Here is a 25,762-nt window from a genome sequence, read left to right on the forward strand (position 1 = left end):
TCCCGAAGGGTGCCGCTGCATGCCGGGCGATCTACACGATCCCGGAACTTGAAGCCGCCCTGGGGTGAAGGCGTGTTAGGCGTGGGCGACTTGCCCGCTCCCAGGAAGGTTTTGTACCGCTCTTGACGTCCACGGAAGGCGCTGATCGTCTGCGGCCATGGCCACGGACCCGAGCGAGTACGACAAGGCAATGCCGATAGTGGCGGCCCATATGGCGAAGATCGAGCGGGCGGTCAACCGGGCCCGTTTCGCTCACGCCGGACAGCCGTACACGGTAGTCCGTCACGCTCTTGTCGAAGCGCTGCGAGACGAAGGCGCGCAACGAGTCGTACCGCAGGTCGTCGACGAGCTGGCACGGCAGACCTCTGAGGAATCCTGCCCCCGCCCTGACATCCACAGCTGACATCAACGACGCCGGACAGCAGTAGCCACAACCGGCCGTTCGGGTTGTCAACGGTCCCTGGCCTCGGGGGCGAAGGGCAGGCCGGTCGCCAGTGCGCGGCGGCCGACGACCAGTGCCTCCCCGAGGAAACCGACCCCGATGGACAGTTGCACGGGCCGGGCTTCTTCGTGCATACCCATCGCGACAGCGAGCAGTCCGAACCCGGCCATCACCACCAGGGATACGCCGATCACCAAGAAGGTGCGGCCGGTGTAGCGGTGCCACAGCACCCCGCCCTTGTCGAAGATCTGAATGGTCGCTCCGCGCACCCCGCCCAATGCAAGCCCCAAGGCGGCGCCCGCCACCACCCAGGTGAGGTCAGCGCCAGTCAGCTCCTCGGCTTCGTGCAGCGCCCAGGCCCCCAGGCCGGTCAGCACGATCGGCGGTACGAACAGATCACGCGCGTTGAGGGGTTCGCCGACCAGCCGCTTTGCGATCACCGCGAGGGCGCCGACAGCGATCAGCGCCACGACCAGCCATGTGTTCATTTCCCAGCCCCCAGTTTCATAGCTTGACCATGCTAAAAAAGAATTTAGCCTGCCCGTGCTATAAAGACAATGTGCCGAAGATTGTGGACCCCGAGGCCCGCCGCCGGGCCGTGGCCGAAGCCGTCTTCCGGGTCGCTGCCCGGGACGGCCTGGAGAACGCGTCACTGCGCAACGTCGCCGAGGAGGCGGGACTGGCCATTGGGTCGGTCCGCCACTACTTCCGCGACCACGCCGAGTTGATGATCTTCGCGATGGACGAACTCGCCCGTCGCATCGGCGAACGCATCCGTACGCACGCAGAACGCCTCCTGTCGCCCGCCTCCACCATCGACCGCCGCGCCGCCACGGAAGAACTGCTGGAAGAGTTCCTTCCGCTGGACGCCGCACGCCGCGAAGAGGCCGTCCTGCTGCTGACCTTCACCACAGCGGCGCGTACTCAGCACGAACTGCGCCCTCGAGCAAGCAAGTTGGACGAGGATTCGCGGGCGCTGATAACCCGCGTCCTGGGGGAAGCGCAACGCATGGGCAGCCTCCTGCAGGACACCGACATCACCCTGGAGAGCCTGCGCCTGACCGCACTGCTCGACGGCCTCCTGGTCCAGGCCGTGCTACAGCCGGACCGCACGACCCCAGAGGTGATGCGGCAGGTGCTGCAGCGGCACCTGGACACACTCACAGGTGGTTAGTAGCCGCGGGGAGGCAAGAGTGGCCGTGCGCTCCCGTACGCATGGGCCGGCCATCGGTGCCGGGTCCTGAGTGCTGCTACTCAGGACCCGGTCCTGCTTTCGAGCGAGCCGCTGCGGGAAGCGGACGGTGGTTCGGTGGCTTGCTCGATGTACGGGCTCGACGGCACCGAGCATCCGTCGGTCCCGCCGTCAGTGCCGCCCCGCGATCTTGTTCGCGAGGGTCGCGATCCGGTCCGTCTCCGTGCTGCGCCCCGCGAGTTCGCGGCGGTCGGCGGCGCGGAAGGCGGCGTACAGGGCATGGACACCGAGCCAGCGGAAGGGCTCTGGCTCCCATTTGCGGACCTTGTGGTTGACCCAGGGGAGGGCGGTCAGGTCCGTGGGGCCGGACTGGCCGGAGTCCTGCTGGATGAGGTCGCGCAGGGTGCGGGCGGCGAGGTTGGCGGTGGCGACGCCGGAGCCGACGTAGCCGCCGGCCCAGCCGAGGCCGGTGGAGCGGTCGAGGGTGACGGTGGCGCACCAGTCGCGGGGCACGCCGAGGACGCCGGACCAGGCGTGGTCGATGCGGACGCCTGCGAGCTGGGGGAAGAAGCGGGTGAGGATGGCGCGCAGATCGTCGATGGTGGCGGGTTGGGTGCGGCCGGCGTTGTCGGTGCGGGAGCCGTAGCGGTAGGGGATTCCGCGTCCGCCGATGGCGATGCGGTTGTCGGCGGTGCGCTGGGCGTACATGTACGCGTGGGCCATGTCGCCGAGGGTTTCGCGGCCTTCCCAGCCGATGGCGTCCCAGAGCGTGGCCGGGAGCGGCTCGGTGGCGATCATGGAGGAGTTCATGGGGAGCCAGGTGCGGCGCTGGTGGGTGAGGGAGGCGGTGAAGCCTTCGGTGCAGCGCAGCACATAGGGGGCGCGGACGGTGCCGTAGGGGGTGACGGCGTGTTTGGGCTTGATCTCGGTGACCGGCGTGGATTCGTGGATGGTGACGCCGAGTGCCTCGACGGCGGCGGCGAGTCCGTTGACGAGTTTGACGGGGTGGATCCGCGCTCCGTGGGGCGTCCAACTGGATCCGACGGCTCCGGCGACGCGGATGCGTTCGGCGGTGGCGCGGGCGCCGTAGAGTTCGCGGTCCTTCTCGCCGAGGGCGATCTCGACGGTGTGGAAGTCTCTGAGCCGCGCGAGTTGGGCGGGCGTGTAGGCGACTTCGAGCACGCCGCCGTGGTGGACGTCGGCGTCGATGTTCTCGGCGCGGGCGGTGTCGATGACTTCGGTGACGGTGTTGTTCATGGCCTGCTGGAGGCGTACGGCGGCTTCGTGGCCGTGCAGTCTGGCGTAGCGGTCGCGGCCCGCGATGCCGTTGTAGAGCCAGCCGCCGTTGCGTCCGGAGGCGCCGTAACCGCAGAACCTCGCTTCCAGCAAGGTGATGTTGAGGAACGGGACGGCCTTCTTGAGGTAGTACGCCGTCCACAGGCCGGTGTATCCGCCGCCGACGATGCAGACGTCGGCTGTGGTGTCGCCGGGCAGGGGTTCCCGGGGTGCGGGGACGCCTGCCTGCGCGTACCAGAACGATATGCCGCCGTTGACGGTGCTCATCTCTTTCCTGCCCATGCGTGGTCCGTGTGTGCCCGGACGTTACTGCTCCGGATCGGTTTTGGCGATGAGCGAGCGGGTGCGGTCCCTTACGCTCCGTTGATGATCGATATCCCGGAGGCGCTGGTGGCGTCGCAGATCAGGTGGAACGGGGAAGCCGGCCGTGCCTTCGTCGAGGGGCTGCCGGGGCGGGTGGAGGAGCTCGCCGGGCGGTGGGGGCTGCGGGTCACGGGTCCTTCGATGCACGGGGTGGCTTCGCTGGTGCTGCCGGTGGTCCGAGAGCGCGACGGTGTGCGGGCCGTGCTGAAGCTGCAGGTCCTGGATTCCGAGAACGCGGGTGAGCCGCTCGCCCTTCGGAGCTGGGACGGCGACGGGGCCGTACTGCTGCTTGATCATGATCTGGATACGGGGACCTTGCTGCTGGAGCGTCTGGCGGGGCCGCATCTGTCGTCGGTGGAGGACGACCGGGAGGCCGTGCGGATCCTCGCGGATCTGCTTGCTCGGCTTACGTCCATGCCTGCTCCCATGACCGGGCTGCGCCGTCTCGGGGATATCGCGGCGGCGATGCTCGAGCGGGTGCCTGCGGCGGTGGGCGCGCTGGTGGACGAGGGCGAGGGGGCGCTGCTGCGGGACTGCGCTGCGGCGGTGCGTGAGGTCGTGGATGAGCCGGGGGACCGGCTGCTGCACTGGGATCTGCACTACGACAACATCCTGGCGGCGGAGCGTGAGCCGTGGCTGGTGATCGATCCGAAGCCGATGGCCGGTGACCCGGGGTTCGAGTTGCTGCCGGCGCTGGTGAACCGGTTCCGGTCCGACGCGGGTGCGACGCAGTGGCGCTTCGACCTGCTGACGGAGCGGCTGGGCCTGGACCGTGAGGGACGGGAGCGGGCACGGGCGTGGACGCTGGGGCGGGTGCTGGAGAACGGGCTGTGGGATGTGGCGGAGGGTGCGCCACGGCTCCAGCCGGAGCAGGTGTTCATCGCGCGGACGATGCTCGCTCGCTGAGCAGTGCCGGGCAGTGCCGGGCAGTGCGGCTTCCGGGTGCGGGGTTGGCGGGGCTGTGTGAGTCTTGCGGCGTGGCCGGGGGGCGGGGGTGCTGACGAGGGAGATGGTCATGGACCAGCTCGGAGACAAGCCCGAACAGATCCGGAAGCATCTGGAAGAGGAGAAGCAGCGGCACGCCCGGGAGGCGGGTGCTTCCCCTGCCGGTGCCGGTGCCGGTGCCGGTGCCGGTGCCGGTGCCGGTGCCGGTGGCGATGGGGCGTCGCGTGAGACGCCGGGTGAGGACGCGTACGACGATCTGTCGGACGAGTCCCTGGGCGACCTAGGCGACGTGCTCAGGAACGAGTACCGGGGTGGTGGGCCGGAGAAGGGGTAGGGGTAGCCGCTCCGGCTGCCTGTTCATACCCGCGCGGGTACGAGGCCACGGTTCACCGCCCGGACCGCGAGCATGGCTGCCTCGATGCCGCTGTTGAACGACACCTCGGAGAGCACGCCGGGGGCCGCGACCTGGTCACCGGCGAGGAAGACACCGTCGCCGCGGTCGACGCGGGGGCGGTCCCGCCAGGTCGTGCCCGGCCGGTCCACGGCGCCCGTGCGACCGTTCGCGACGGACGCCCGCCGCCACGTGGTGCGTGCGCGCCAGTCCGGGAAGCCGAGGTCGAGCAGGCGTTCCGCGCGGGCGACGCCGTCGGCCTTCGACTCCCCGGGGGCGATGGGGAGCTGCGCCTGGACGAGCTGTTCCCCTTCGGGGGCGAGGCCGGGGTCCTGAGCGGTGAACCGTTCGATCCAGCCCGGAGCGTCGAGGTCGGAGATGGCGAACAGGTCGCCCTTGCGGCTCCTGAGCGCCAGGTCCAGCAGGGCCGTACGGCCGCTGTCCCAGCGCAGGCCGTCGTCCCCGGTGAGCCGGCGGGCGGCGTCGAGCGAGGTGGCGACGATGACCGGGCCGTCCTCGGGGAGGGTCTGGACGCGGGCACCGATCTCGATGCGTACGCCGTTGTCCCAGGCGTGCGCGAGCATCCGCTCGGCCATGGGGCCCCAGCCGCCGCGCACGTACCGAGCCTCGGGCGGAAGCTTGGCGGCACGCCGCAACCGCGCGTGCACGAAGGTGGCGGAGAGCGAGCCGGGGTCGTGGTGGAAGAGGGCCACGGCGGCGTGGTTGGCGGCGGCGCGGGCGCCGTCCTCGCCTACCTGTCCGGTGGCCCAGCTCAGGAAATCGCAGTCCACGGGCGCCTGTTCCGGTGTGCGGCGCAGCAGCCGGAGCAGGGCGAGGGGAGGGGTCCTGCGGAGTGTGCCGCGGTGGTGCAGCCGCAGCCGGGTGACCTCGCGGGGTGGAAGCGGGGCGAGCGGTCCGATCAGGTCGCGCCGGGCGAGCCAGCTCCAGTGCGGGCCGCCGCTGTAGAGGGCGTGGGGGCCGTCGTTGGTGCGGTAGGGGCCGGTGTCGGTGCGAGCGCGGCCACCAGGGGTCTGGTGGGCCTCGTACAGGGTCACCCGGGCGCCCGCTTCGGCGGCGGTGATGGCTGCGGTGAGACCGGCGAGGCCGGCGCCGATGACGCTGATGCGGGGCTTGCTCTTCACGTTCTTCACTGGACGCTCCGTTGGGTCGCGGTGTCGCGGTGTCGCAGAGGAGACGGCGCGGGCGGGCCGCTTTGTGACATGCGGCGCGGTCCGGAGCGGGTGTTGTCAGTGGTGTGCGTCACCATGAGGCCCATGGCGCACAGGACGAGGAAGAAGGCGGGCGGCTCCCAGGTGGCGGCGGCCCGGCGGCCCGAGGTCAGACTGCCGCCGCTGCTTCCGTACGGGGACGGGCGGCGGCTGGAGCCCGACGGCGACTACGACGGCTTCGAGCTGGCCGGGCTGGATCTGTCGGGCCAGGAGGGGGCCGGGGCGCGGTTCCTGGACTGTGCGCTGCGCGAGTGTGTGCTGGACGAGACCTCGCTGGTCGGCGCCCGGTTCATCGACTCGGTGCTGACGGGCGTCCGGGGCGTGGGGACCGATCTTTCGGGGGCATCGCTGCGGGATGCGGAGGTGGTGGACGCGCGGATGGGCGGGGTGCAGCTGCACGGTGCGGTGCTGGAGAGAGTGCTGGTGAGGGGAGGGAAGTTCGACTACCTGAATCTGCGCAGCGCCCGGCTGAAGGACGTGGTCTTCGAGGGGTGCGTGCTGTCCGAACCCGACTTCGGCGCGGCGGAGCTGGTGCGCGTGGAGTTCCGGGACTGTGTGCTGCGGCAGACGGATTTCAGCGGGGCCAGCATGCAGGACGTGGATCTGCGGCAGGTGGCCGAGCTGGACATCGCGCGGGGAGTGGAGCGGCTGGCGGGTGCGGTGATCAGCCCGGCCCAGCTGCTTGATCTGGCACCGGCGCTGGCGGCGCAGATCGGGGTGCGGGTGGAGGGCTGAGGGGCGCTCGGGTTTACGGGCTGGCTGGCGGGGCGCTCGGGTTACGGGCGGGCCGGCGGGGTGCGCGGGAAGCGGCTCTGAAGGTCCCAGATCACGGGGTTGTCGGCGAGGCCGTCGTGCAGATCGGTGAGGTCTCCGACCAGATCGTGCAGGAAGTCGCGTGCCTCGCGGCGCAGTTCGGCGTGGCTGAAGGTGAGCGGCTGTTCGTCGCCGGGCATCCAGTCGGCCTCGATGTCCACCCAGCCGAAGCGCCGCTCGAAGAGCATGCGGTCGGTCGACTCGGTGAAGTCCAGCTCGGCGTGCTGGGGCCGGGACGCGCGGGAGCCGAGGGGGTCGCGGTCGAGCAGCTCGACGATGTCGCACAGTGCCCAGGCGAAGTCGAGTACCGGCACCCATCCCCAGGCTGTGGACACCTCGCGGTCCTCCTTGGTGTCCGCGAGGTAGACGTCGCCGCAGAAGAGGTCGTGCCGCAGGGCGTGCACGTCGGCGTGCCGGTAGTCGGTCTGCGGGGGGTCCGGGAAGCGGCGGGAGAGGGAGTAGCCGATGTCGAGCACGCCCTGATGGTGTCACGCCCGCTCGGCCGGCTGTCACGCGCGTGCCCGTGATCTCCCGAGCTCCGGGAACCGGGCCCGCCCGGCTTCCGGAGCGGCGGCGGGCCCTCAGGCGCGGGGGGCCTCAGCCGCTCCGCGGCGGGCCGCCCGGGTGGCCAGCACCTCCAGTGTCCGTTCGCACCAGCGGACGTTCTCCTCCTCGAAGGCGCGTCCGCGCATCAGCGTCAGATACGGGCCGACCCGGTCCTCCTCGCTCAGGTACTCCTCCTCGGAGCGGCCGTCCAGCATGTGGTCGCGCAGTCGCTCGTAGCGGGCCAGCTTGCCGCGGGCCCACTCCAGACGCTCCTCGAGCAGTCCGCGCACCGTTTCAGGGTCGGCTTCGTCCACGGCCTGGATCTTGACCATCAGCTCGTCGCGGATCGTCGTGGGGCGTGGCGGGGCCTCGACGAATGCGCGCAGGGCGGCATGCCCGGGCTCGGTGAGGCTGAACATCCGCTTGTTGGGGCGGCGCTCCTGCTGGACGACGCGTGCGCTGATCAGCCCGTCCGTGGCCAGCCGGTCCAGCTCCCGGTACAGCTGCTGCGGCGTGGCCGGCCAGAAGTTCGCCACGGACACGTCGAAGACCTTGGCCAGGTCGTAGCCGGACGCCTCGCCCTCCAGGAGGGCTGCGAGGACCGCGTACTTGAGAGACACCTGGACACGCTAACACCGAAGTGATTACTCTCCTTCGCACCTACTCAACAAAGTGACTATCCAGGGTGCCTCAGGGGCAAGGGTCCGCTTCCAGCCGAGGTGCCCATGGAGCCCACGGGAACCCACGGAGCCCAAGGGGCAAGGAAGGATCCGTCATGCATCCGTTCCGCAAGGCCGTCGAGTCCGGCGACCACGCCGACATCCCCGCGCTGCTCGCCGAGGACGTCGTCTTCACCAGCCCCGTCGCCTTCCGCCCGTACCAGGGCAAGGCGATGACCACCGCGATCCTGCGCGGCGTCATCCGCGTGTTCGAGGACTTCCGCTACGTACGCGAGATCAACGGCGCCGACGGCCGTGACCACGCGCTCGTCTTCACCGCCCGGGTCGGTGATCGCGAGATCAACGGCTGCGACTTCCTGCACATGAACGAGGACGGCCTCATCGACGACTTCATGGTCATGGTCCGGCCGCTGTCGGCGGCCCAGGCGCTCGCGGAGGCGATGGGCGCCCAGTTCGACGAGATCGGCCGTGAGGCCACGGCCCTGGCCGAAGCCAAGGGCGAAGCCGGAGCCGAAGCCGAAGCCGAGGGCGACGCCGAATCCAGGGCGTCCGGGTCATGAGCGACAGCGACAGCGACCTCGATTTCGACGTCGTCGTCATCGGCGCCGGCAACGCCGGCCTGACCGCGGCCACCACCCTCCAGCGGGCCGGCGTCCGCACCCTCCTCGTCGAGCGCCACAGTGTCCCCGGCGGCTGTGCGACCTCCTTCCGGCGTGGCCGGTACGAGTTCGAGGTCGCCCTGCACCAGCTGTCCGGGCTCGGCACGGAGGGCCAGGCGTTCTCCCTGCGCCCGCTGCTCACCTCGCTGGGCGTCGCCGAGCACCTGGAGTTCGTCGAGGAGCGCGACCTCTACCGTGCCGTGGTCCCCGGGGTGTACGACGTGACGCTGCCCGCGGACTGGGCGGGGGCGATCGACGTGCTCGAAGCGGAGTTCCCCGGCAACCGCAGCCGTATCGAGAGGTTCTTCGACCTCGTGCGCAACGTCACCTTCTGGCAGGTGGCCGCGATGGACGGTCTGCCCGCCGAGCAGGTGGACCCGCTGCTGTTCCGCCAGGGCCTGCGGCCCTTCAAGGACGTGCTGGACGACCACTTCGACGACGAGCGCCTCAAGTCGGTGCTCGGAGCCTACTGGGGCTATCTCGGGCTGCCCCCGTCCCGGCTGCCGTTCCAGGACCTGGCGCTGGTGCTGTTCGCGTATCTGGAGTTCAAGCCCTGGCACATACGCGGGGGTTCGCAGATGCTCTCGCGGGCACTGCTGGACTCGTTCCTGCGCGCGGGGGGCGAGGTCCGCTTCCACACCGCGGCGGCGGCCATCCGCACCCGCGGCGGGCGGGTCGCGGGCGTCAGGCTGGACACCGGCGAGCGCGTGAGCGCCGCCGAGGTGGTGTCCAACGTGTCCCTCCCCGCGACCTACGCCATGCTCGAAGGCCTGCCCGCACCCGCTGCCGTCGCCCGCGACCTCGGCACCCGGCGCCCCGGCATCTCCGGCTTCGTGCTGCACATGGGCCTGGACGCCACCCCCGCGGAGCTCGGCTTCACCGCGAGCACCAACTTCGTGAACGTCGACATGGACGACGACCGCACCTTCGCGGCCATGCGCGGCCTGGAGCCGGTGCGGGGGATCGTCGCGTCCTCGTACGACGTCGAGCCCATCGGCTTCGCACCGCCCGGCGCCAGCCATGTCAGCCTGATGACGCTCCAGTACGCGGACGCCTGGCAGGCCCTGCCGCCGGCCGAGTACGCCCTCGCCAAATTCGCTTACGCCGAGGGCCTGCTGGACCTCCTGGAGACCGTCACCCCGGGCGTGCGCGACGCGATCGAGGAGGTGGACGTGGCCACCCCGCTGACCATGGAGCGCTACCTGGGCCATCCGGGCGGAGCCTTCTACGGATACGAGCAGGACGCCGCCGACGGCTGGCCGTTCCGCGGGATCCGGCGCGAGAGCCATGTGCCCGGGCTGCATCTGGCGGGTTCCTGGGTGGGCATGGGCGGGTTCCAGCCGACCCTTCAGTCGGGGGCCGCTGTCGCGGGCCGACTGCTCGAGTCCAAGGGAGCGTACGCATGAAGCACCCGTTGGCCGCGCGCTACGACGGCCACGACGAGATCCAGGCGGAGATCGACCGCCGCGCCGCCCGGCCCGTCCAGGAGGTGCCGACCGGGGCCGTCGAGCGCCACCACCCCAGGCGGCTGCGGCTCGTCGTCGACGAGATCCGCATCGAGACGTCCAGCACCCGCACCTTCCGGCTGCGCCGTGAGGACGGGCAGCCGCTGCCGCCGTTCCTGGCCGGGCAGTACGTCAACGTCTTCACGGACGGCACGAGCCGCCCGTACGCCATCGCCTCAGGCCCTGCCGAGCACGGGCGGCACTACGACCTGACCGTGCGGCGCGTCCCCGGAGGCAGGATCAGCAACCTGCTCATCGACACCCTGGCCGTCGGTGACCGGCTCACCACCACCGGCCCCATGGGCATTTTCCACCACAATCCGCTCTTCCACGGCGATGATCTCGTCTTCCTCGCCGGGGGCTCGGGCGTGGTCCCCGCCATGAGCATGCTCCGCGAGATCACCGCGAGTGACTCCTCGCGCCGCCTCCACCTGGTTTACGGCTCGCGCGACACAGAAGACGTCATCTTCCGCGACGAACTCGGCGCCCTCGCCGAGGTCCACCCCGACCGCGTCCGGGTGGACCATGTGATCGGCGGACTGCTCACGGCCGCGACGATCGGCGAGCTGACCGGTCCGCTGCGCGGCCGGATGGTGTACGTCTGCGGGCCGCAGGCGATGTATCCGTACGCGCTCGAACAGCTCACGCGGCTCGGCCACCCTCGCCGCCGGGTCCGCTTCGAGGCCAACGGCGCGCCCGCACGCCCCGAGGCCCAGCCGCACTGGCCGTCCGGCACGGACGGCACGGAGCCGGTGACGGTCACCGCGCGCGGTACGCGCTTCCGTTCGCCCCGAAACCGCCCGCTGCTCGACGCCCTGGAGGACCACGGCGTACGACCCGAGGCGGCGTGCAGGTCGGGCGAGTGCGGGATGTGCCTGGTGCGGGTGGTCAGCGGCGAGGTGCACACGGCGGAGGAGGCGCGGCTGCGGACGGCGGACGAGCGGTTCGGCTACACGCACAGTTGCGTGGCCTATCCGCTCACGGACGTGGAGATCGAGGTCTGAACCGACCCGATCGCCGGAATCCGACATTCCAGGCATAGGATCGCTGACGTGCACCCGCGTCAGCGATCCCTCCTCTGTACCGCCGTCTCCGTGTTCGCCCTGATCACCCTCGGCGGCACCGCGTGCACCGCACCGGAGAGCCTTGGCGCCGGTGTCAAGGGCGCACCGGGCGCGGCGGGTCTGCGCGACCCGTACTTCCCCAAGCTCGGCAACGGCGGGTACGACGTCAGCCACTACGCGCTCACGCTCGACTACGAGCCCAAGACGAGCCATCTCTCCGGCACGGCCACGATCACGGCGCGCGCCACCCAGGACCTGAGCGCGTTCAACCTGGACCTCCACGGCATGACCGTGCACGCCGCGACCGTCGGCCAGGCCCCCGCCGCCGTGAACCGCTCCGGCGACGAGCTGACGCTGCGCCCGCGGGACGAGATCGCCAAGGGCAGCACCTTCCGTGCCGTCGTCCGCTATTCCGGCTCTCCGCTGACCATCACCGACCCGGACAAGTCCCGTGAGGGCTGGCTGAAGACCGCGGACGGCGCGGTGGCCCTGGGCCAGCCGACGGGCTCGATGGCCTGGTTCCCCGGCAACCACCACCCCAGTGACAAGGCGACGTACGAGACCACGGTCACCGTCCCCAAGGGCCTGACCGCAGTCTCCAACGGGGAACTGCGCTCGCAGCGGCCCACATCGGACGGGAAGCGCACCACTTTCGTCTGGCGCTCGGCCGAGCCCATGGCGAGCCACGCGACGACGGTCGGCATCGGGTCGTATGTCACCAAGTCGTACCGCCCGGCGGACGGCGGCGTCCCCGTCTACACGGCCGTGGACAAGACCGTGGCCCCGCGCACCGCGAAGCTGCTGGCCCGCATCCCCGAGCTGATGGACTGGGCGGTCTACAACTTCGGCCCGTATCCCTTCTCTTCGACGGGCGCGATCGTCGAACGCTCCGACGACGTCGCCTACGCCCTGGAGACCCAGAGCCGTGCGGTGCTGCCGGAGGCGTCCTTCGAACCGGAGACCCTCGTCCACGAGATCGCCCACCAGTGGTTCGGCGACTCCGTCACCCCGGAGACCTGGCAGGACGTCTGGCTCAGCGAGGGCTTCGCGACGTATGCGGAGTGGCTGTACCGCGAGGACTTCGGGAACACGCCGGCGAGCGAGAGCTTCCGGGAGGCGTACGACACGGAGTCCAACTGGGAGTTCCCGCCCGCGGAGCAGCCGGACGCCGAGCACTTCCTGGGTGAGCCGGTGTACGACCGGGGCGCAATGGTGCTGCACAAGGTCCGCGAGGCGGTCGGGGACGACGCTTTCTACGAGATCGTGCAGGGCTGGGCGAAGGAGCACCGCCATGGGAACGCGTCGACGGACGACTTCATCGCGTATGTGGAGGGGAAGTCGGGCAAGGACCTGACGGCCCTGTGGGACACCTGGTTGTACGGGGAGAGCAAGCCGAAGCAGCCGTGATTCCGTTGAGCCTGCGCTCTCGGCGCGGGGACGCTGCGATGGTGTGCGGCGCCGGACACGGGCAACGGAACGCCCGCGCTCTCAGCGTGGGGACGCCGCGGACGACCGTCGCGGGACTGCTCGAGCCGGGTTTCCTCCCGGAACGGCGCCTGGGCCGGTCCCGGCGGTGCCCGCGAACGGCAAGGCGAATCCGCCATGACGCCGGGTAGAGTCTCGCCCCACCTCGGCGAGGGCGGGTGAGCGGGATTGGGCCAGGTGGTGCCTGAGTGGTTCTGGGAAACGCTGGATGCGACCAGACCGCGTTTGTCCGCCCTGGAGGCATGGCTGGAGTCACGGCCGGCAGAGACCCTTGAGGCGTTCGCACTGGCCTACCTGGATGCGGCGGGCTCGCTGGTCGACTTTTCCGAAGGCGTGCGTGTCGACGGAGAGGTCTGGTCCGAGGACAGCACCGAGGATCTGTGCATGTGGGTGGTCGGTCAGGGCCGCGGGTTCTGGCACTCGGTGATGACAGGCGAGTGGGAGCTGGCAGAGGCCGCGCGGGCATATCTGGGGCGCTCTTCGCCGCTCGGCGGAGAAGTGACTCGGTGGGATCAGGAGGTCTCTGATCCGGAACATCGGGGGTATCAGTCCCCGGAATCCATCGTCCACGGGGTCTATCGCACCCGTTTTGCGACGGACCTTCACGAACGGCTCTCGGACGGATGAGCCACCGGCTCGTCCCTTTCCGGACGGTGCGTCGGGCTCCTGGAAAGGCGGCAGGGGCCAGATCCTGAGGTCTGGCCCCTCACCCGTGCGGGGGTAGGTCAGACGTTCACGCCGAAGTCCTGGGCGATACCCACCAGACCCGAGGCGTAACCCTGGCCCACCGCGCGGAACTTCCACTCCGCGCCGTTGCGGTAGAGCTCGCCGAAGACCATCGCGGTCTCCGTCGCGGCGTCCTCGCTCAGGTCGTAGCGGGCGAGCTCGGTGCCGCCGGCCTGGTTGACGATGCGGATGTAGGCGTTGCGCACCTGGCCGAAGTTCTGGGTGCGGTTCTCGGCGTCGTAGATGGAGACGGGGAACACGATGCGCTCGACGTCGGCCGGGAGACCCTGGAGGTTGACGTTGATCTGCTCGTCGTCGCCGCCACCCTCGCCGGTGCGGTTGTCGCCGGTGTGGACGATGGTCTGGTCCGGGGTGGACTTGTTGTTGAAGAAGACGAAGTGGCCGTCGGAGACGACCTTGCCGCCCGCGTTGACCGCGATGGCCGAGGCGTCGAGGTCGAAGTCGGTGCCGGTGGTGGTGCGGACGTCCCAGCCGAGGCCCACCGTGACGGCGGTCAGGCCCGGTGCCTCCTTGGTGAGCGAGACGTTGCCGCCCTTGGACAGGCTTACAGCCATGGGGAAGTCCCTTTCCTGGTTCCTGGTCGAGTGGGTACCTCACCCTTCCTAACGCAGATGTCGGACGAGGTGGTTCCCCGCGGGGCGGTTTACCCGCGGATACGCGAAAAGGGAGTGACGGGGCGCGCTCGCCGGGGCGAACATAGGACGCATGTCCGGTCCCTATCCCATCCGTGGCTCCGTCTCCCTCCCGGAGGCCGAGCTCATGTGGCGTTTCTCGCGCTCGTCGGGGCCGGGCGGTCAGCACGTCAACACCAGCGACTCGCAGGTCGAGCTGCGCTTCGACCTCGCCGCGACCCAGGCGCTGCCCGAGGTGTGGAAGGCCCGCGCCCTCGAGCGGCTCGCGTCGCGGCTGAACGGCGGCGTGATCGCCGTACGCGCGTCCGAGCACCGTTCGCAGTGGCGCAACCGCGAGACGGCCGCGGTGCGACTGGCCGCGCTGCTCGCCGAGGCCACGGCGCCGCCGCCGCGCCCGCGGCGGGCCACGAAGATTCCGCGCGGGATCAACGAGCGTCGGTTGCGTGAGAAGAAGCAGCGCGCGGATACGAAGCGGGGGCGCAGCGGGCGGGATTGGTGAGGCTGGGCCCGCAGGCCCGCAGGCCCTCGGGCCGCGCAGGCTCTCAGCCCGTGCCCGCAGACAGCAGGCCCTCGGACTCCGAGCCCGGGCCCGGAGGCTCTTCGGTGGGCCCGGCCTCTCAGGTCTCCCGGGCCGCGGGCTCTCAGCCCAGGTGGCGGTACCTTCCGCGGAAGTAGGCCAGCGGGGCCCCGTCCCCGCCGGGCAGGCCCGCCTTCAATACGCGGCCGATGACCAGCGTGTGGTCGCCCGCCTCCACCCGCTGTTCGGTACGGCACTCCAGCGTCGCCAGCGCGCCCTCCATCAGCGGCGCCCCGCACACCTCGCCCCTGGTCCAGGGGATGTCCTCGAACAGCAGCCGGTCGCTGATGCGTCCCTTCATCGCGAACCGGCCCGCGATCTGCCGTTGGTTCTCGGAAAGCAGCGAAACCCCCCACAGGGGCTGTTCGGCGAGCAGGTCGTCCATGCGCGAGCCGTTGCGCAGGCTCACCAGCACCAGCGGCGGGTCCAGTGAGACCGAGGTGAACGAGGTCGCGGTCATGCCGGCGTCCTCGCCGCGTGGGCCGTCCTCGGTCAGGGCGGGCTCATGGGCGGTCACCAGCACTACGCCTGCCGCCAGGCGGGCGAGGGCGGCGCGGAACTCGTCGTTGCTCACCCCCTCAGGATGGGGGATGGCTTCGGTGGAAGGGGCTTGAGTCGTCGGGAGCACAACCGGAACGCTAACCTCGTCTCCATTGCGGCCACATCGGGCCAGGGGACCAGCCGGGTCCTAGGACCACAGGTAGGACCACGGTCCGGAATTTGCGTTGACGAACGTTCGTTGAACGTTGAGAAACAGCGAGCTCCCCGATTCAACCGCTCATCATTTAATGTGACTTGAGTCACAGAGGGCGGTATTTGTTGACCCTGTGTACCGAGTGGGCAGCGCGCTGTGATTCAGTGGCGTGGACAGACCATCGAGAGGACCGATTGAGAACCCTGGAGTCACGTTAGCTGTAGAGGTCTCGGGGAGAGCGAGCGATGGAGACCGAGTCGGAGCCGTACGTCCGTCTTGCGACTCTGCGGCAGCTGCATCAGGTCGTGACGGACCTCAATACGGCCCGCAGCCTGGCGGACACGTTGCAGACCGTTGCCGACGGCATCGTCGTCGGCCTTGGCTACCAGCTGGCGTGCGTCAATCTCGTACGTCCCGACGGGGATCTCGTGGTCGCCGCCTTCGCCGGTGACTCCGCCGCCGAAGCCCTGATCACCGGCCGGGTCGGTTCCCGGCCCTCCTGGGAGCGCAGGCTGTCCATGGGGGAGGCCTGGGGTGACCTCCGCTTCATACCCCACACCGAGGGCTGGGTGCTCCTCGAGGACGACGTCCCGCAGTGGTACACCGAAGGACCCGAGCCCCGCTTCGAGGGCGAATGGCACCCCCAGGACCGGCTGTACGCACCCATGTACGCGTCGGGCGGCGGCCGTGAGCTCCTCGGTGTGATCTCGGTCGACAAGCCCCGCAACGGCCGCCGGCCGGGCGCCTGGGGGCAGGAAGCCCTCCAGATGTACGCCTCGCAGTCCGCCATTGCGATCAGCAATGCCCGCCTCCGGGCAAACATGCAGCGCGCCCTGGTCCGTCTCGAGCGCGAGCAGCAGGCCCTGCGCGCCAGTGAGGAATCCTTCCGGCAGGCCTTCGAGTACGCCCCGAGCGGCATGGCCATCGCCGAAATGGGCGGAGACCAGCACGGGCGGCTGCTGCGCACCAACGACGCCCTGTGCCGACTGCTCGGCCGCCCGGCGTCCGCGATGCGCCGCTACTCCTTCGCCGACCTGGTCCATCCGGAGGACGTCGGCACCCTGCTCCGTACCTCGGCCGAGGGCGGCCGTGCCGAGCTGCGGCTCGGGCGCCGGGACGGTTCGTACGTCTGGGTCTCGCTCCGCAACTCCGTCGTCGCCGACACCACCGACGGGCCCCGCTTCCTGCTGACCCACGTCGAGGACATCGAGGAGCGCAAGCGCCATGAGCTCCAGCTCGCGCACCGCGCCAGCCATGACGCCCTGACCGGCCTGCCCAACAACGCGGAGCTGCGCGCCCGGCTCAGCGCCCGGCTCTGCGACAACCCCGGGCGGTCCGGCCCCGGGGCGGGGTACGGATCCGCGTACGGCGGATACGGGGACACGGAGGGTTACGGCCAGCACGGCTACGGCAACGGTCCCGCGGACGGCCACAACCCCGGCTACGGGCACGGCTTCGACTTCGATCTGCATGTTTCGGGCGGGTCGTATGACCACCATGTGCACGCCGTCGCACCGGACGGTGAGCACGACGACGGCGCCAAGGGCCTGGCCGTGCTCTTCTGCGACCTCGACGGCTTCAAATCGATCAACGACCGGTTCGGGCACAACACCGGGGACGCCGTCCTGATCGAGGTCGCCCGCCGCCTCACGACCTGCGTACGCGACGGGGACACCGTCGCCCGGCTCGGGGGTGACGAATTCGTCGTCCTCGCCGACGGGCTCGCCGCGGCGGATGCCGCTGACCTGGCCGTACGCTTGCGTAGCGCGATCATCCCGCCGATCCGGGTGGACGGCAGGGCGGTCCGCGTCGGGGCCAGCTTCGGTATCGGCTGGGCGGTGTGCGGGATGTCCGTCGAGGAAGTCCTGCAATCGGCTGACCAGCGGATGTACATCGAGAAGCGGTCGCGCTCGAAGATCCACCGTCGCGCCGGATAGTTCCCCGAAGCCGGACCGGGGTGGGAACCAGCGGCGCGTCCGGCCCGTCCTTGGAGTGACCAGGACGGGGTAGGCTCGCCCGGTCGGCGACGGCTGGCGAGCGAGGATAGGAGTGACCCAGGGATGACGGCCGGGAACAGCGGCGCGAGCACGCCTGAGGACGACGATCCGTTCGGCTACCTGTATGCGGACGGGCAGCGCCAGACGGGCGCCACACCTCCCAGGCAGGGCGGCTACGGCTACCCTGGTCCGGCCGCGCAGCCCGGTGTGCCCAGGACCTCGTACAACCAGGTCAGGACGGTCGGCGAGCGCCAGTACGGCCAGGTCCCGCAGCAGCAGTCCTACGGGCAGCAGGGCCAGCAGACCCAGGGTTACGCGCATCAGCCGACCCCCCAGTACGCGGCCCCGGAGACCTACCCCGGTGGCGCTCCCACCCGCCAGACACCGGTCCCCGGCTCGGGCGGCTACGACGACGGTGGCCGCAGCCGCGGCCCCAACACCCGGGGACTGATCGCCGGCGCCATCGCGGTCGTCGCGGTGGTCGTCATAGGCATCAGCGTGGCCCTCATCACGAGTGGCGGAGACGACAAGGACCCGAAGGCCAACCAGAGCGGCGCCCCCGCGGACCAGGTGAAGCCGAGCGACGACCCGTCCAAGGGCGGCGACCAGGAGAGCCCGCCCGCCGAGCTGCCCAAGCAGAACGCCGCGACGCTCCAGCTCGCTCCTCCGGCGACGCTGGGCACCGAGATCAAGGGCGCGAAGGGCACCAACGGCGCCTATGTGCAGTTCAACGGTGCCGGCGGCGCGGCGAGCTGGTCGGTGGACGTCCCGGCTGACGGCACGTACACGCTGTTCATCACCTACAGCGTGCCCGGCAAGGACGCGAAGACCTCGCTCACCGTCAACACCGAGAAGCCGCGTTCGATCAACATGTCGAACTTCGCCAAGGCCAAGGAGGGCGACTGGGAGAAGGGCTGGACCCGCACCTACTCCTACGTCAACCTCAAGAAGGGCACCAACACCCTGAAGATCTCCTGTGAGCAGGGCGACTCGTGCGAGGCGCTGCTCGACCAGGTGTCGCTGAAGCAGGGCGAGGCGAAGAACCCCGACTAGGACTCCTGCTCGGACGAAGACTGCAACGGCCCGTCGGCGAACCGACGGGCCGTTCATGTGTGCCGAGTCCGCTACGGGATCCAGCCCCTGTGCTCAGGGCGCCTCGCGCAACTGTGCCGTCCTGGACCGCTGGCCCGCCGGTTCTGTGGATCTAATCAGCGGGATGGATCAAGAACAACGCAGCCCGTCTACCCGCTCAGGAAGAATTACAAGACTCTCGCCCAAGCAAATATTCGAACTCTTTCGGAAACACTGCAAGGTCGAATCGAAGTGAGATCTCAACGAGAGAGTCTCCGGGAATATCGTAGAGATCTCCACTGCCGAGATCGGTCAGTCCCAGCAAAGATCTCGCATCATCGTCCGATAGTCCCCTGAGTCTATGGCGCCCGCGAAGCTCGCCGGACTCGCGATTGAACTCTTCTATTATCCAATTAGACATCAGCATCCTCCCAACTTGCGCCCGGGAACCGGCCTTCCCTTATTGCCAGGGAGCTGCTTTCCTGATTCCGGGTCGAACTCCCCCATGTGCTTGGCATTCTTCTTTCCATTGGTCCACATTTCGATCGTGCCATGTGCGGAATCCCACTCAAGGATCCGGCCATCTGGCAGGGACCAACGGGCTCGATAGCCGCCACCCGATTTCGGAGATCCCTTGCCAACATACTTCGCGTCGGGAAAACCGGGAAGGATCTTATCGAAGGGCGGAGGTGTGTAACCGCCATCATTGTGCACTAGGACCGGCGTGGCCCCCGCCAGCACATAATAAGTGTGGAGGTCATTGACTGTGAGGTTGTATGCCGGTTGCAGCGTCTTCCAATGACGGACAGTGGAAATCGCTGCAGTTGTGCCGTCGGCCTTGAGTAGCCTGTCGCCAGGGCTGAGGTCGGCGGCGTCGGTCCACTTCTGAGTATTCTCAGACCAGAAGGGGTGGTGATCGGTTGTTGTGACGGAGCCGCCCCCGACTGCGGGATCGAGCGTGAGGTTGGTGAAGTCCCGGTCGTCCGGTGTGTAGATGGTGGCATCTACACGGCGTGCTCCCTTGGACCTGGTGAGTGGATCGGCCGCATAGACGTAGTCACCGGTTCTGACCTGTTCGATCGGCCGCATGGAACCGTCTCCCATAAGGACACGGGTGCCGGCAGGGAAGCTGTTCTGCTTAAGCGCGGGGCAGGAGGGCTTTTTCTTCCACAGGTTGGAGAGTTCGTCGAAGAGTTTCTTGGCTTTCGGGCCGAGTTTCTCGCTGTATCTTGCCAGTTTCGCCGGTGTGGTGAACCATCCGGCAACTGGTGCCATCGATGCGCATGCGAGGCCCGCGTCCGACCATATGTCTTCGCCGCCCGTGGGGGAGAAGAAGTCCCAGATTCCCTCGATGGCGTAGCCCGCGCAGCTGATGCCGTCGGCGGGTTCGCCGATTACAGGGATCATGCCGAGGGTGTCGAGAATGGCGTGGGTGATGTCGAGCCTGGTGCGGAAGGACGGGTCGACGGTGATCATCTTGAGGGTTGGAAGGATCTTGTCGAGGAAGCCGCCCGTTGCCTCGTCTTGCCGCCTATTGAGTCGTTCCTGTGCCTCTTTCTGGTACTGGTCGATCATGTAGCGCTCGACGGCGTCTTTGTAGATGCCCTTGGCTGCCTCGGCGCTGGAGCCGGCGTTGATCGCGGACTGGCGCGCTTGTTCCGCCGCCTTGTAGGCGCTTCGGGCATATTCCTCGGCGGCCAGCGTGCTGGCCTGGGCTGAGGCGGCTGAAATGTTCGCCTGAGTCGCGCTGAGTTCCGCGTTGGCTTCGGCGTTGCGGGCGGTATCGGCGGACTTCGCCGCGTCGGCGGCGGACTTGCCGGCGCGGTCGGCTGAGTCGTTGGCCTTGGTTGCCCAGTCGGCTGCCTCGGCGGCGTACTTGTTCGCTGTTTTGGCGTGGCCGGTGGCGTCGTCGGCGTGGCCTTGTGCGGTGGCGGCGGTCTTGGCGGCTTCGTAGGCGTCCTGGTAGGCGCGGGCTGCGATGCCGCTGGAGGTGGCGATGAGGCCCTGGATTTGGGCGACGTGAGCGGCGGTCAATTGGTCGCGGCGCTGGGCCCGGTACTGGCCGGATTCGATGAAGTCGCGCAGGTGTGTGTCGGGGCTGGCCAGTGCGGTCTCAGCAGCTGCTTGGACCTCGGGGGTACCGTTTTCGGCGAGGCGGGCTGCCTCGACGCGGTCGTCCACGACACGCGCTTGGTGCTGGGTGGTGCTGAGGAAGTCGGCGAGTGCCTTGGGGTCGGGGTTGTCGAGGGCCTTCTTCGCGGCTTCCTCGACACCGATCCCGCCGGCGTCTGCGATCCGGGCGACCGCGATGCGGCTGTCGGGTGCGGCAGCCTTGTACTGGCCGGTGGTCAGGAAGGTGTGGACCTGAGTGGCGTCGCCCTTGAGGGCGTTGCCCGCCGCGATGCGCACATCCTCGTAGGGCGATTCCTGGTACAGGGTGTGGACCTGGTCGCGCTCGTCCTGCTCTTCAGCGTTCTTCCAAGCCCCGCGGGCGTACTCGACGACGGCCGCCTGATCGCCGGCGAGGGCGGCTTCGGCGGCGGCGCGGCTCCAGGGGCCGCGGATCTTCGTCGCGGTCAGGGCCATCGTCCGGCCGGTGGACACGATCTGCTCGGTGTCCGAGCCAGGCTGGTTCGCCTGTTCGGCGAGCTTGGCGAAGTCGGCGTCGAGCGCGACCGCTTCCTGAGTCAGGCGCTTCACCTCGGCCTTGGCGACGTCGAACGCTTCTCTTGCGTCTCTGGCCTGGTTGACCTGGGTCTTGGTCCGAGTAGCGATTTCCTCCGCCTCGGCCTTGCGGGCCTTTTCCTGAACACCCTGAGCCTGCTTGACCGCGTCGCCGGCCGCCTTGGCGGCTTTCAGGGCCTCATCGGCATTGGTCTTCGCACGGTTCGCCGCCTGCTGGGCGTCGTTGGCGTGGTCGGCCGCCTTGCGCGCGGCCTCGGCCGCCTTACGGGCGTGAGCTGCTGCCGAACGAGCACTGTCGCGAGCCTGCCGGGCTGCTTCGGCGGCATCGGCCGCGTGGGCCTGCGCGGCGGCGGAGGCGCGCCGTGCTTCTTCCGCGTGCCGCCGTGCCGACGCCGCTGCCGCTTGGGCTTCGGCTGAGTGCGCGCCGGCCTGTTTGGCGAATCCGTCTGCGGCGTCGGCGCTGTCAGCGGCGTCGGTCATGTCCTGGATTGCCGCGATCGACGCCCGCAGGGCGACATTGGCCTCATCCAGGGTCTTCGCCATCGCGTCCGCGGCATCCGCGATCTTCTCCGCGTGCTGGGCGGCCTTGACCGCATCAGCTGCGATCTTCTCGTTGACCTTCCCGGAGGCAGCGGCCCGCCATGCCTCGCTCGCAGCCCGGGAGGCATGCAGCGCCGCGGTTGAGGCATTGTGGGCGGCGATCGCCGCGGTCTGCGATGCGGCGTTGGCCGCGCGGGCGGCGGCGATCGCGGACCGCGCGGCTGCGGCAGCGCGGCGGCTGGACTCAGCCGCACGACGTGCCGCGTCTGCGGCCTTGATCGCGTCGTTCTTGGCCGCCTTGGTCTCGGCGGCTGCCTTGGCCGTCTCGGCCTTGGCCAGACGGGCGGCGGTCTTGGCTTTCTGGGCCTGTTCCTGCGCGCTCTTCTTCGCCTTCTCAGCGGCGGCGCCGGCTTCCTCGGTCTGCTCGGCCAACTGGCTGATGGTGGCGTGTTCCTGGTCCTGTGCACGTGCGATGTGCTGGCCGAAGAGCAGGAACTCACGAACGTCCTCGATGGAGCCCCGCAACGCAGCGGCCGTGGCCCGCTTGGTCGCGGGACCACCGGTCGCCTCGATTTGGGCGACCCTCACGCGGGCGTCGTCGTCACGCTGGCGGTACTGCCCATCGGCGAGGAAATCGCGGATGTCATCGAGCGACCCGCGCATTGCCGCATCGCCCGCCTCGCGCAGGCCGGTGCCACCGCCCTCGGTGATCCGCGCTGCCTCGACCCGCTGGTCGTCGGCGAGCGGCTCTTGCCAGCCGTCCTCCATGAAGGCGGCCAGGTCCTCCGGCGTGCCGTCCAGGGCCTTTCGGGCGGCCTCGCTCAGGCCCGGTCCGGCGTCGGTGACAAGCGTGAGCGCCGCCTCACGCAGGTCGAGGTCCTCGGCGATCTTCTGACCGGTAGCCAAATACTCGCGGAGTTGCTCGTCGCTACCTGTGAGCGCGGCGCCTGCGGCGGACTTCACCGCCGGCCCACCGCTTTTGTAGAGCTCGAGAACCTGTACGCGATCGGACAATGGTGGTGCCGGGTCGTCCGCGGCAGCTGGCCCTGCTGCGGATACCAGCCCGGCGACCAAGGCAAGCGGAAGCAGGCCACGAGCAGCCTTACCGGCTGCCGCGTACCCCCTCTGCCATCCCCGTGTGCGCCGGCTTCTGTCGAGAAGCACGGAGTTGTTTCCCCTCAATGGTCTGCGTGGTCGCAGCACCCGACGCGGCAGGACCACCCCCGGGCTGAGCACGAGAGCAGGTGGGCGCCATTGCCTCCTGCACACGCCGCAGGGCAGTCGCCCTCCATGAATCGGCTTCCCCAGGCCGGAGGACGACAGACCCGTTCCCGAACCTCTCGGTCCGGTACGGCACTGCTTGAACGAGAAGACAGATGCATCCGAGGGGAAGATGGTTGTACGCCAAAATCCGACCGTTATGAGCCCTTTACCGAAGCGCACCCGTGCGGGAGTCGGTGACCGTTGCCGCTGCCGGGAGCGGCTATGCTGCCTCCTCGGCCCCCAGGCGATGACGACCGTCCGCAGTGCAGCGTTGACGGTCCCGTTGTGCTTCCGCCTTCCCTCCCGCCTGGTCGGGGGCCTTTCATGAAAGAAACATCTGTGCGTATACGCAATTGGCTGCCTGCGGCGATCGTGATCGCAGCCATCACCGTGGGGATGCCAGCTCCCGTTGCCGTCGCCGCGGACGAGAATCCCACCGCCACCGGCGCCTCCTACGCGGTCGAGGACGGCGCCTACCCCGACGCCGACTCGATCCTCGAGGCGACGGGGGCTCAGCTCATCGCCGGTGATGGAAACATCACTCTCACCTCGTGTTCCGAGGATTTCCAGATCATGGTCTGGGGCCGGGACGTCGAGCCTGATAACCAGGGCCGTATCTGCCTCAAGGCCGCGGATACCGGCTACCTGTCCGTGAAAATCCCCCGCGCCTTCCGAATCCAGACCTTCGGGCGGGACATCCGGGCCGAGATCAGCATCGACGGCGAGACGGAGACCCTGAACGTCCCCAAGGACACCACCGAGGGCTTCGGCGAGGTCGACGGCCCGAAGCAGGCCGTGCTGCTCGACCTCCGGGTCTCCGGCCCCGGGGCGAAGCCGCCCACCGGTGAGCAGAAGGACACCAGCCTGCCCTTCACCGGCAAGCTCACCATCGGCAACGTTCGCTCCTGCACCGCGACGCTGGTCGCCCCGCAGTGGGTCGCCACGTCGAAGAGCTGCTTCGCCAAGGACCCGGCAAAGAGCGTCGACATCCCCGCAGGCCCGCCGAGCGAGAAGACCACGCTCACCCTCGGCCGCAGCGACCTCGCCCTCGGAGGCGGGCACACCACCGAGATCACCACCCTTGCCCCGCGCGGCGACCGCGACCTGGTCCTGGCCCGGCTCGCCGAGCCGGCCACCGGCATCACCCCCGCACCGCTCGCGACCTCTGCGGCCGCCAAGGGCGAGGCGGCGGATGTCGTCGGTTTCGGTCGCACCGCCGACCAGTGGGCGCCCACCAAGCGTCACACCAGCGGGTTCACCGTTGCCGGCGTCACCGCCACCGAGGTCAACCTCGACGCGAAGTCCGAATCCGCCGTCTGCAAGGGCGACGCCGGTGCGCCGGTGCTGCGCACCAAGGACGGCAAGGCCGAACTCGTCGGCATCGCCAGCCGATCCTGGCAGGGCGCTTGCCTCGGGGAGTTCGACGAGACCCGTACCGGAGCCGTCGCCACGCGCGTGGACGACATCCTCTTCGGCTCCCGGCTTACCGCTGCCAAGCGGCTTGACACCGGCGACACCCTCGTCTCCGCTTCCGCCCAGCTGACCATGCGCAGCGACGGCGACCTGGTCATCGCCTCGAATACCGGGAAGACCCTGTGGTCCACCGGCACCGGAGGTAACCCGGGTGCCTTCGCGCGTCTGAGCAAGGGCAACCTGATGGTGCGCAACGCCGCCGACACCGCCACGCTGTGGGAGTCCAAGACCAGTGCGTCGAACGGCTACGCGGTCCTGAACGACCGGGGTGACTTCGTCATCTACAACAGCGAGGGCGAGTCGCAGTGGTCCAGCAACAGTGCGCCGCGCCACGACCAGGACGGTGACGGGCGCAGCGACCTCGGAGCCTGGTACAGCTACACGGCCGGCAACGACGGCATGTACACCTTCCCCAGCAGCGAGGACGGGGCCATCGGCACTCCCGAGCGGTCGTACCTCACTTCTGGTGATGAGTGGGACGCCAAGGCGATGAAGTTCGTCAGCGGCGACTTCAACGGCGATGGTCACGGAGACATGGCCACGGTGCGCGGCTACAGCGACACGAGCGTCAAGATCTGGATCGCGCTCGGCAAGTCCGACGGCGGCTTCAACGCGCCCGTGGCCACGTGGAGCTCGCCCGCGGGCGGCCCGTTCCACATCAGCTACATCACGCCGCAGGCCGGTGACTTCAACGGTGACGGCCGCGACGACCTCGCCATCTGGTACGCCGCAGGCGACGGCAGCACCAAGCTGTGGACCTACCTGGCCACCGACAAGGGCAAGCTCAACGCCCCCACCAGCTCCTGGTCATCCCCGAGTGGCACCTGGACACGCAACCGGGTCAAGTTCATCACCGGTGACTTCAACCAGGACGGCCGCACCGAGATCGGCGTCTTCTACGGCCAGGGCAACAACGACGTGAAGACCTACGTCTTCACCACCACCCCCGCAGGCGGCTTCACCAACCCCACCGTGTGGTGGGAGAGCACCTCGATCGACTGGGACCGGACCGAGCCGCACTCCGGAGACTTCAACGGCGATGGCACCGACGACGCCCTGATCTGGTACGACTACGCCGACGGCAGCGACAAGGCCTCCACCATCCTCGTGCAGAAGGTGGACGGCGCGAACCGGTTCGGCGGCGCCAAGGTCGTCCTCGACAGCCCCAAGGGCAACCTCGACGCCAAGCGCTTCCAGATCGTCATCGGCGACTACAACGGCGACGGCCGCGACGACCTCGCGATGCTCAACCACCAGCCCGACAACGCCGTGAAGTTCTGGACCTGGACCACCAAGTCCGACGCCACCCTCAACAGCCCCAAGGCCGGCTGGACCGCACCCGCCACCAGCTGGCTCTACGGCAACACCACCCTCCTCAACACCTACAACTGACCCGGCTCCCACAGGCTGCCGAACTCCGAGGCGCCGGGCCCGCACTCAGCGCGGGCCCGGCGCCCCGGGTTCGGTCGGGGC

22 protein-coding genes are annotated in these 25,762 nt (G+C 69.2%); 14 read left to right on the forward strand and 8 right to left on the reverse strand.

What is annotated here, in order from left to right; all coding sequences use genetic code 11:
• Positions 1-157 precede the first annotated feature (157 nt).
• A complete protein-coding gene (locus ACFV6V_RS13025) occupies positions 158-403 on the forward strand; it encodes a hypothetical protein (RefSeq protein ID WP_385563277.1) in 246 nt (81 codons plus the stop codon).
• 47 nt (positions 404-450) lie between these two features.
• On the opposite strand, the gene ACFV6V_RS13030 is transcribed toward ACFV6V_RS13025, so the two are convergent.
• Entirely contained in the window at positions 451-930 is a 480-nt protein-coding gene (locus tag ACFV6V_RS13030; protein WP_385563280.1) for a DUF1453 domain-containing protein, read from the reverse strand.
• Between the two features lie 71 nt (positions 931-1,001).
• Between ACFV6V_RS13030 and ACFV6V_RS13035 the strand changes: the two genes are divergently transcribed.
• The gene (locus tag ACFV6V_RS13035) at positions 1,002-1,616 is read left to right on the forward strand and encodes a TetR/AcrR family transcriptional regulator (protein ID WP_385563282.1); all 615 of its coding nucleotides are present in this window, start codon (positions 1,002-1,004) and stop codon (positions 1,614-1,616) included.
• Positions 1,617-1,805: 189 nt separating this feature from the next.
• Here the strand turns inward: ACFV6V_RS13035 and ACFV6V_RS13040 are convergent, their stop codons facing one another.
• A complete protein-coding gene (locus tag ACFV6V_RS13040; protein ID WP_385563285.1) occupies positions 1,806-3,197 on the reverse strand; it encodes an NAD(P)/FAD-dependent oxidoreductase in 1,392 nt (463 codons plus the stop codon).
• A 99-nt stretch (positions 3,198-3,296) separates the two neighbouring features.
• Here ACFV6V_RS13040 and ACFV6V_RS13045 point away from each other — a divergent pair, with 99 nt between their 5' ends.
• Both ACFV6V_RS13045 and ACFV6V_RS13050 read left to right on the forward strand, forming a co-directional pair.
• Positions 3,297-4,199, forward strand: coding sequence for an aminoglycoside phosphotransferase family protein (locus ACFV6V_RS13045; RefSeq protein ID WP_385563288.1), 903 nt, complete (start codon positions 3,297-3,299; stop codon positions 4,197-4,199).
• Between the two features lie 109 nt (positions 4,200-4,308).
• Entirely contained in the window at positions 4,309-4,572 is a 264-nt protein-coding gene (locus ACFV6V_RS13050; RefSeq protein WP_385563291.1) for a hypothetical protein, read from the forward strand.
• Positions 4,573-4,595: 23 nt separating this feature from the next.
• Here ACFV6V_RS13050 and ACFV6V_RS13055 read toward each other — a convergent pair whose 3' ends face one another.
• Positions 4,596-5,771 carry an FAD-dependent oxidoreductase gene (locus ACFV6V_RS13055; RefSeq protein WP_385563490.1) on the reverse strand — a complete coding sequence of 392 codons (1,176 nt, stop codon included), beginning with the start codon at positions 5,769-5,771 and terminating at the stop codon, positions 4,596-4,598.
• Positions 5,772-5,903: 132 nt separating this feature from the next.
• On the opposite strand from ACFV6V_RS13055, the gene ACFV6V_RS13060 reads away from it, so the two are divergent.
• Entirely contained in the window at positions 5,904-6,593 is a 690-nt protein-coding gene (locus ACFV6V_RS13060) for a pentapeptide repeat-containing protein (protein WP_385563292.1), read from the forward strand.
• A 41-nt stretch (positions 6,594-6,634) separates the two neighbouring features.
• Here ACFV6V_RS13060 and ACFV6V_RS13065 read toward each other — a convergent pair whose 3' ends face one another.
• Both ACFV6V_RS13065 and ACFV6V_RS13070 read right to left on the reverse strand, forming a co-directional pair.
• The gene (locus ACFV6V_RS13065; protein WP_385563295.1) at positions 6,635-7,147 is read right to left on the reverse strand and encodes a hypothetical protein; all 513 of its coding nucleotides are present in this window, start codon (positions 7,145-7,147) and stop codon (positions 6,635-6,637) included.
• 105 nt (positions 7,148-7,252) lie between these two features.
• Positions 7,253-7,837, reverse strand: coding sequence for a PadR family transcriptional regulator (locus ACFV6V_RS13070; RefSeq protein ID WP_385563298.1), 585 nt, complete (start codon positions 7,835-7,837; stop codon positions 7,253-7,255).
• A 155-nt stretch (positions 7,838-7,992) separates the two neighbouring features.
• Between ACFV6V_RS13070 and ACFV6V_RS13075 the strand changes: the two genes are divergently transcribed.
• The 5 genes from ACFV6V_RS13075 to ACFV6V_RS13095 all read left to right on the forward strand — a co-directional run bounded on the left by ACFV6V_RS13075 (position 7,993) and on the right by ACFV6V_RS13095 (position 13,237).
• Positions 7,993-8,457 (forward strand): nuclear transport factor 2 family protein, encoded by a 465-nt coding sequence (locus ACFV6V_RS13075; protein WP_385563301.1) that lies wholly within the window; start codon positions 7,993-7,995, stop codon positions 8,455-8,457.
• Positions 8,454-9,962, forward strand: a complete 1,509-nt coding sequence (locus ACFV6V_RS13080; protein ID WP_385563304.1) for a phytoene desaturase family protein — start codon at positions 8,454-8,456, stop codon at positions 9,960-9,962. The genes ACFV6V_RS13075 and ACFV6V_RS13080 overlap by 4 nt, the downstream gene beginning before the upstream one ends.
• Positions 9,959-11,065, forward strand: coding sequence for a 2Fe-2S iron-sulfur cluster-binding protein (locus ACFV6V_RS13085; RefSeq protein WP_385563307.1), 1,107 nt, complete (start codon positions 9,959-9,961; stop codon positions 11,063-11,065). Before ACFV6V_RS13080 ends, ACFV6V_RS13085 begins: the two co-directional genes overlap by 4 nt.
• A 48-nt stretch (positions 11,066-11,113) precedes the next feature.
• On the forward strand, positions 11,114-12,532 hold the full coding sequence (locus ACFV6V_RS13090; protein WP_385563310.1) for a M1 family metallopeptidase: 1,419 nt from the start codon (positions 11,114-11,116) through the stop codon (positions 12,530-12,532).
• A 255-nt stretch (positions 12,533-12,787) separates the two neighbouring features.
• On the forward strand, positions 12,788-13,237 hold the full coding sequence (locus ACFV6V_RS13095; protein ID WP_385563493.1) for a hypothetical protein: 450 nt from the start codon (positions 12,788-12,790) through the stop codon (positions 13,235-13,237).
• Between the two features lie 98 nt (positions 13,238-13,335).
• Here ACFV6V_RS13095 and ACFV6V_RS13100 read toward each other — a convergent pair whose 3' ends face one another.
• Positions 13,336-13,911 carry a TerD family protein gene (locus ACFV6V_RS13100; RefSeq protein WP_385563313.1) on the reverse strand — a complete coding sequence of 192 codons (576 nt, stop codon included), beginning with the start codon at positions 13,909-13,911 and terminating at the stop codon, positions 13,336-13,338.
• Between the two features lie 142 nt (positions 13,912-14,053).
• Here ACFV6V_RS13100 and arfB point away from each other — a divergent pair, with 142 nt between their 5' ends.
• The gene (arfB, locus tag ACFV6V_RS13105; protein WP_385563496.1) at positions 14,054-14,488 is read left to right on the forward strand and encodes an alternative ribosome rescue aminoacyl-tRNA hydrolase ArfB; all 435 of its coding nucleotides are present in this window, start codon (positions 14,054-14,056) and stop codon (positions 14,486-14,488) included.
• Positions 14,489-14,630: 142 nt separating this feature from the next.
• Here the strand turns inward: arfB and ACFV6V_RS13110 are convergent, their stop codons facing one another.
• Positions 14,631-15,140, reverse strand: a complete 510-nt coding sequence (locus ACFV6V_RS13110) for a flavin reductase family protein (RefSeq protein WP_385563315.1) — start codon at positions 15,138-15,140, stop codon at positions 14,631-14,633.
• Positions 15,141-15,505: 365 nt separating this feature from the next.
• Here ACFV6V_RS13110 and cdgB point away from each other — a divergent pair, with 365 nt between their 5' ends.
• Complete coding sequence (cdgB, locus tag ACFV6V_RS13115) at positions 15,506-17,197, forward strand: diguanylate cyclase CdgB (protein ID WP_385563318.1); 1,692 nt, start codon at positions 15,506-15,508, stop codon at positions 17,195-17,197.
• 123 nt (positions 17,198-17,320) lie between these two features.
• Positions 17,321-18,310 (forward strand): carbohydrate-binding protein, encoded by a 990-nt coding sequence (locus ACFV6V_RS13120; protein WP_385563321.1) that lies wholly within the window; start codon positions 17,321-17,323, stop codon positions 18,308-18,310.
• Between the two features lie 438 nt (positions 18,311-18,748).
• On the opposite strand, the gene ACFV6V_RS13125 is transcribed toward ACFV6V_RS13120, so the two are convergent.
• Complete coding sequence (locus ACFV6V_RS13125) at positions 18,749-22,774, reverse strand: polymorphic toxin-type HINT domain-containing protein (RefSeq protein ID WP_385563499.1); 4,026 nt, start codon at positions 22,772-22,774, stop codon at positions 18,749-18,751.
• A gap of 381 nt (positions 22,775-23,155) precedes the next feature.
• Between ACFV6V_RS13125 and ACFV6V_RS13130 the strand changes: the two genes are divergently transcribed.
• Complete coding sequence (locus tag ACFV6V_RS13130) at positions 23,156-25,681, forward strand: FG-GAP-like repeat-containing protein (RefSeq protein WP_385563324.1); 2,526 nt, start codon at positions 23,156-23,158, stop codon at positions 25,679-25,681.
• Positions 25,682-25,762: the final 81 nt, after the last annotated feature.

It is taken from the genome of Streptomyces sp. NPDC059828, assembly GCF_042731955.1.
Taxonomy (GTDB): Bacteria; Actinomycetota; Actinomycetes; order Streptomycetales; family Streptomycetaceae; genus Streptomyces.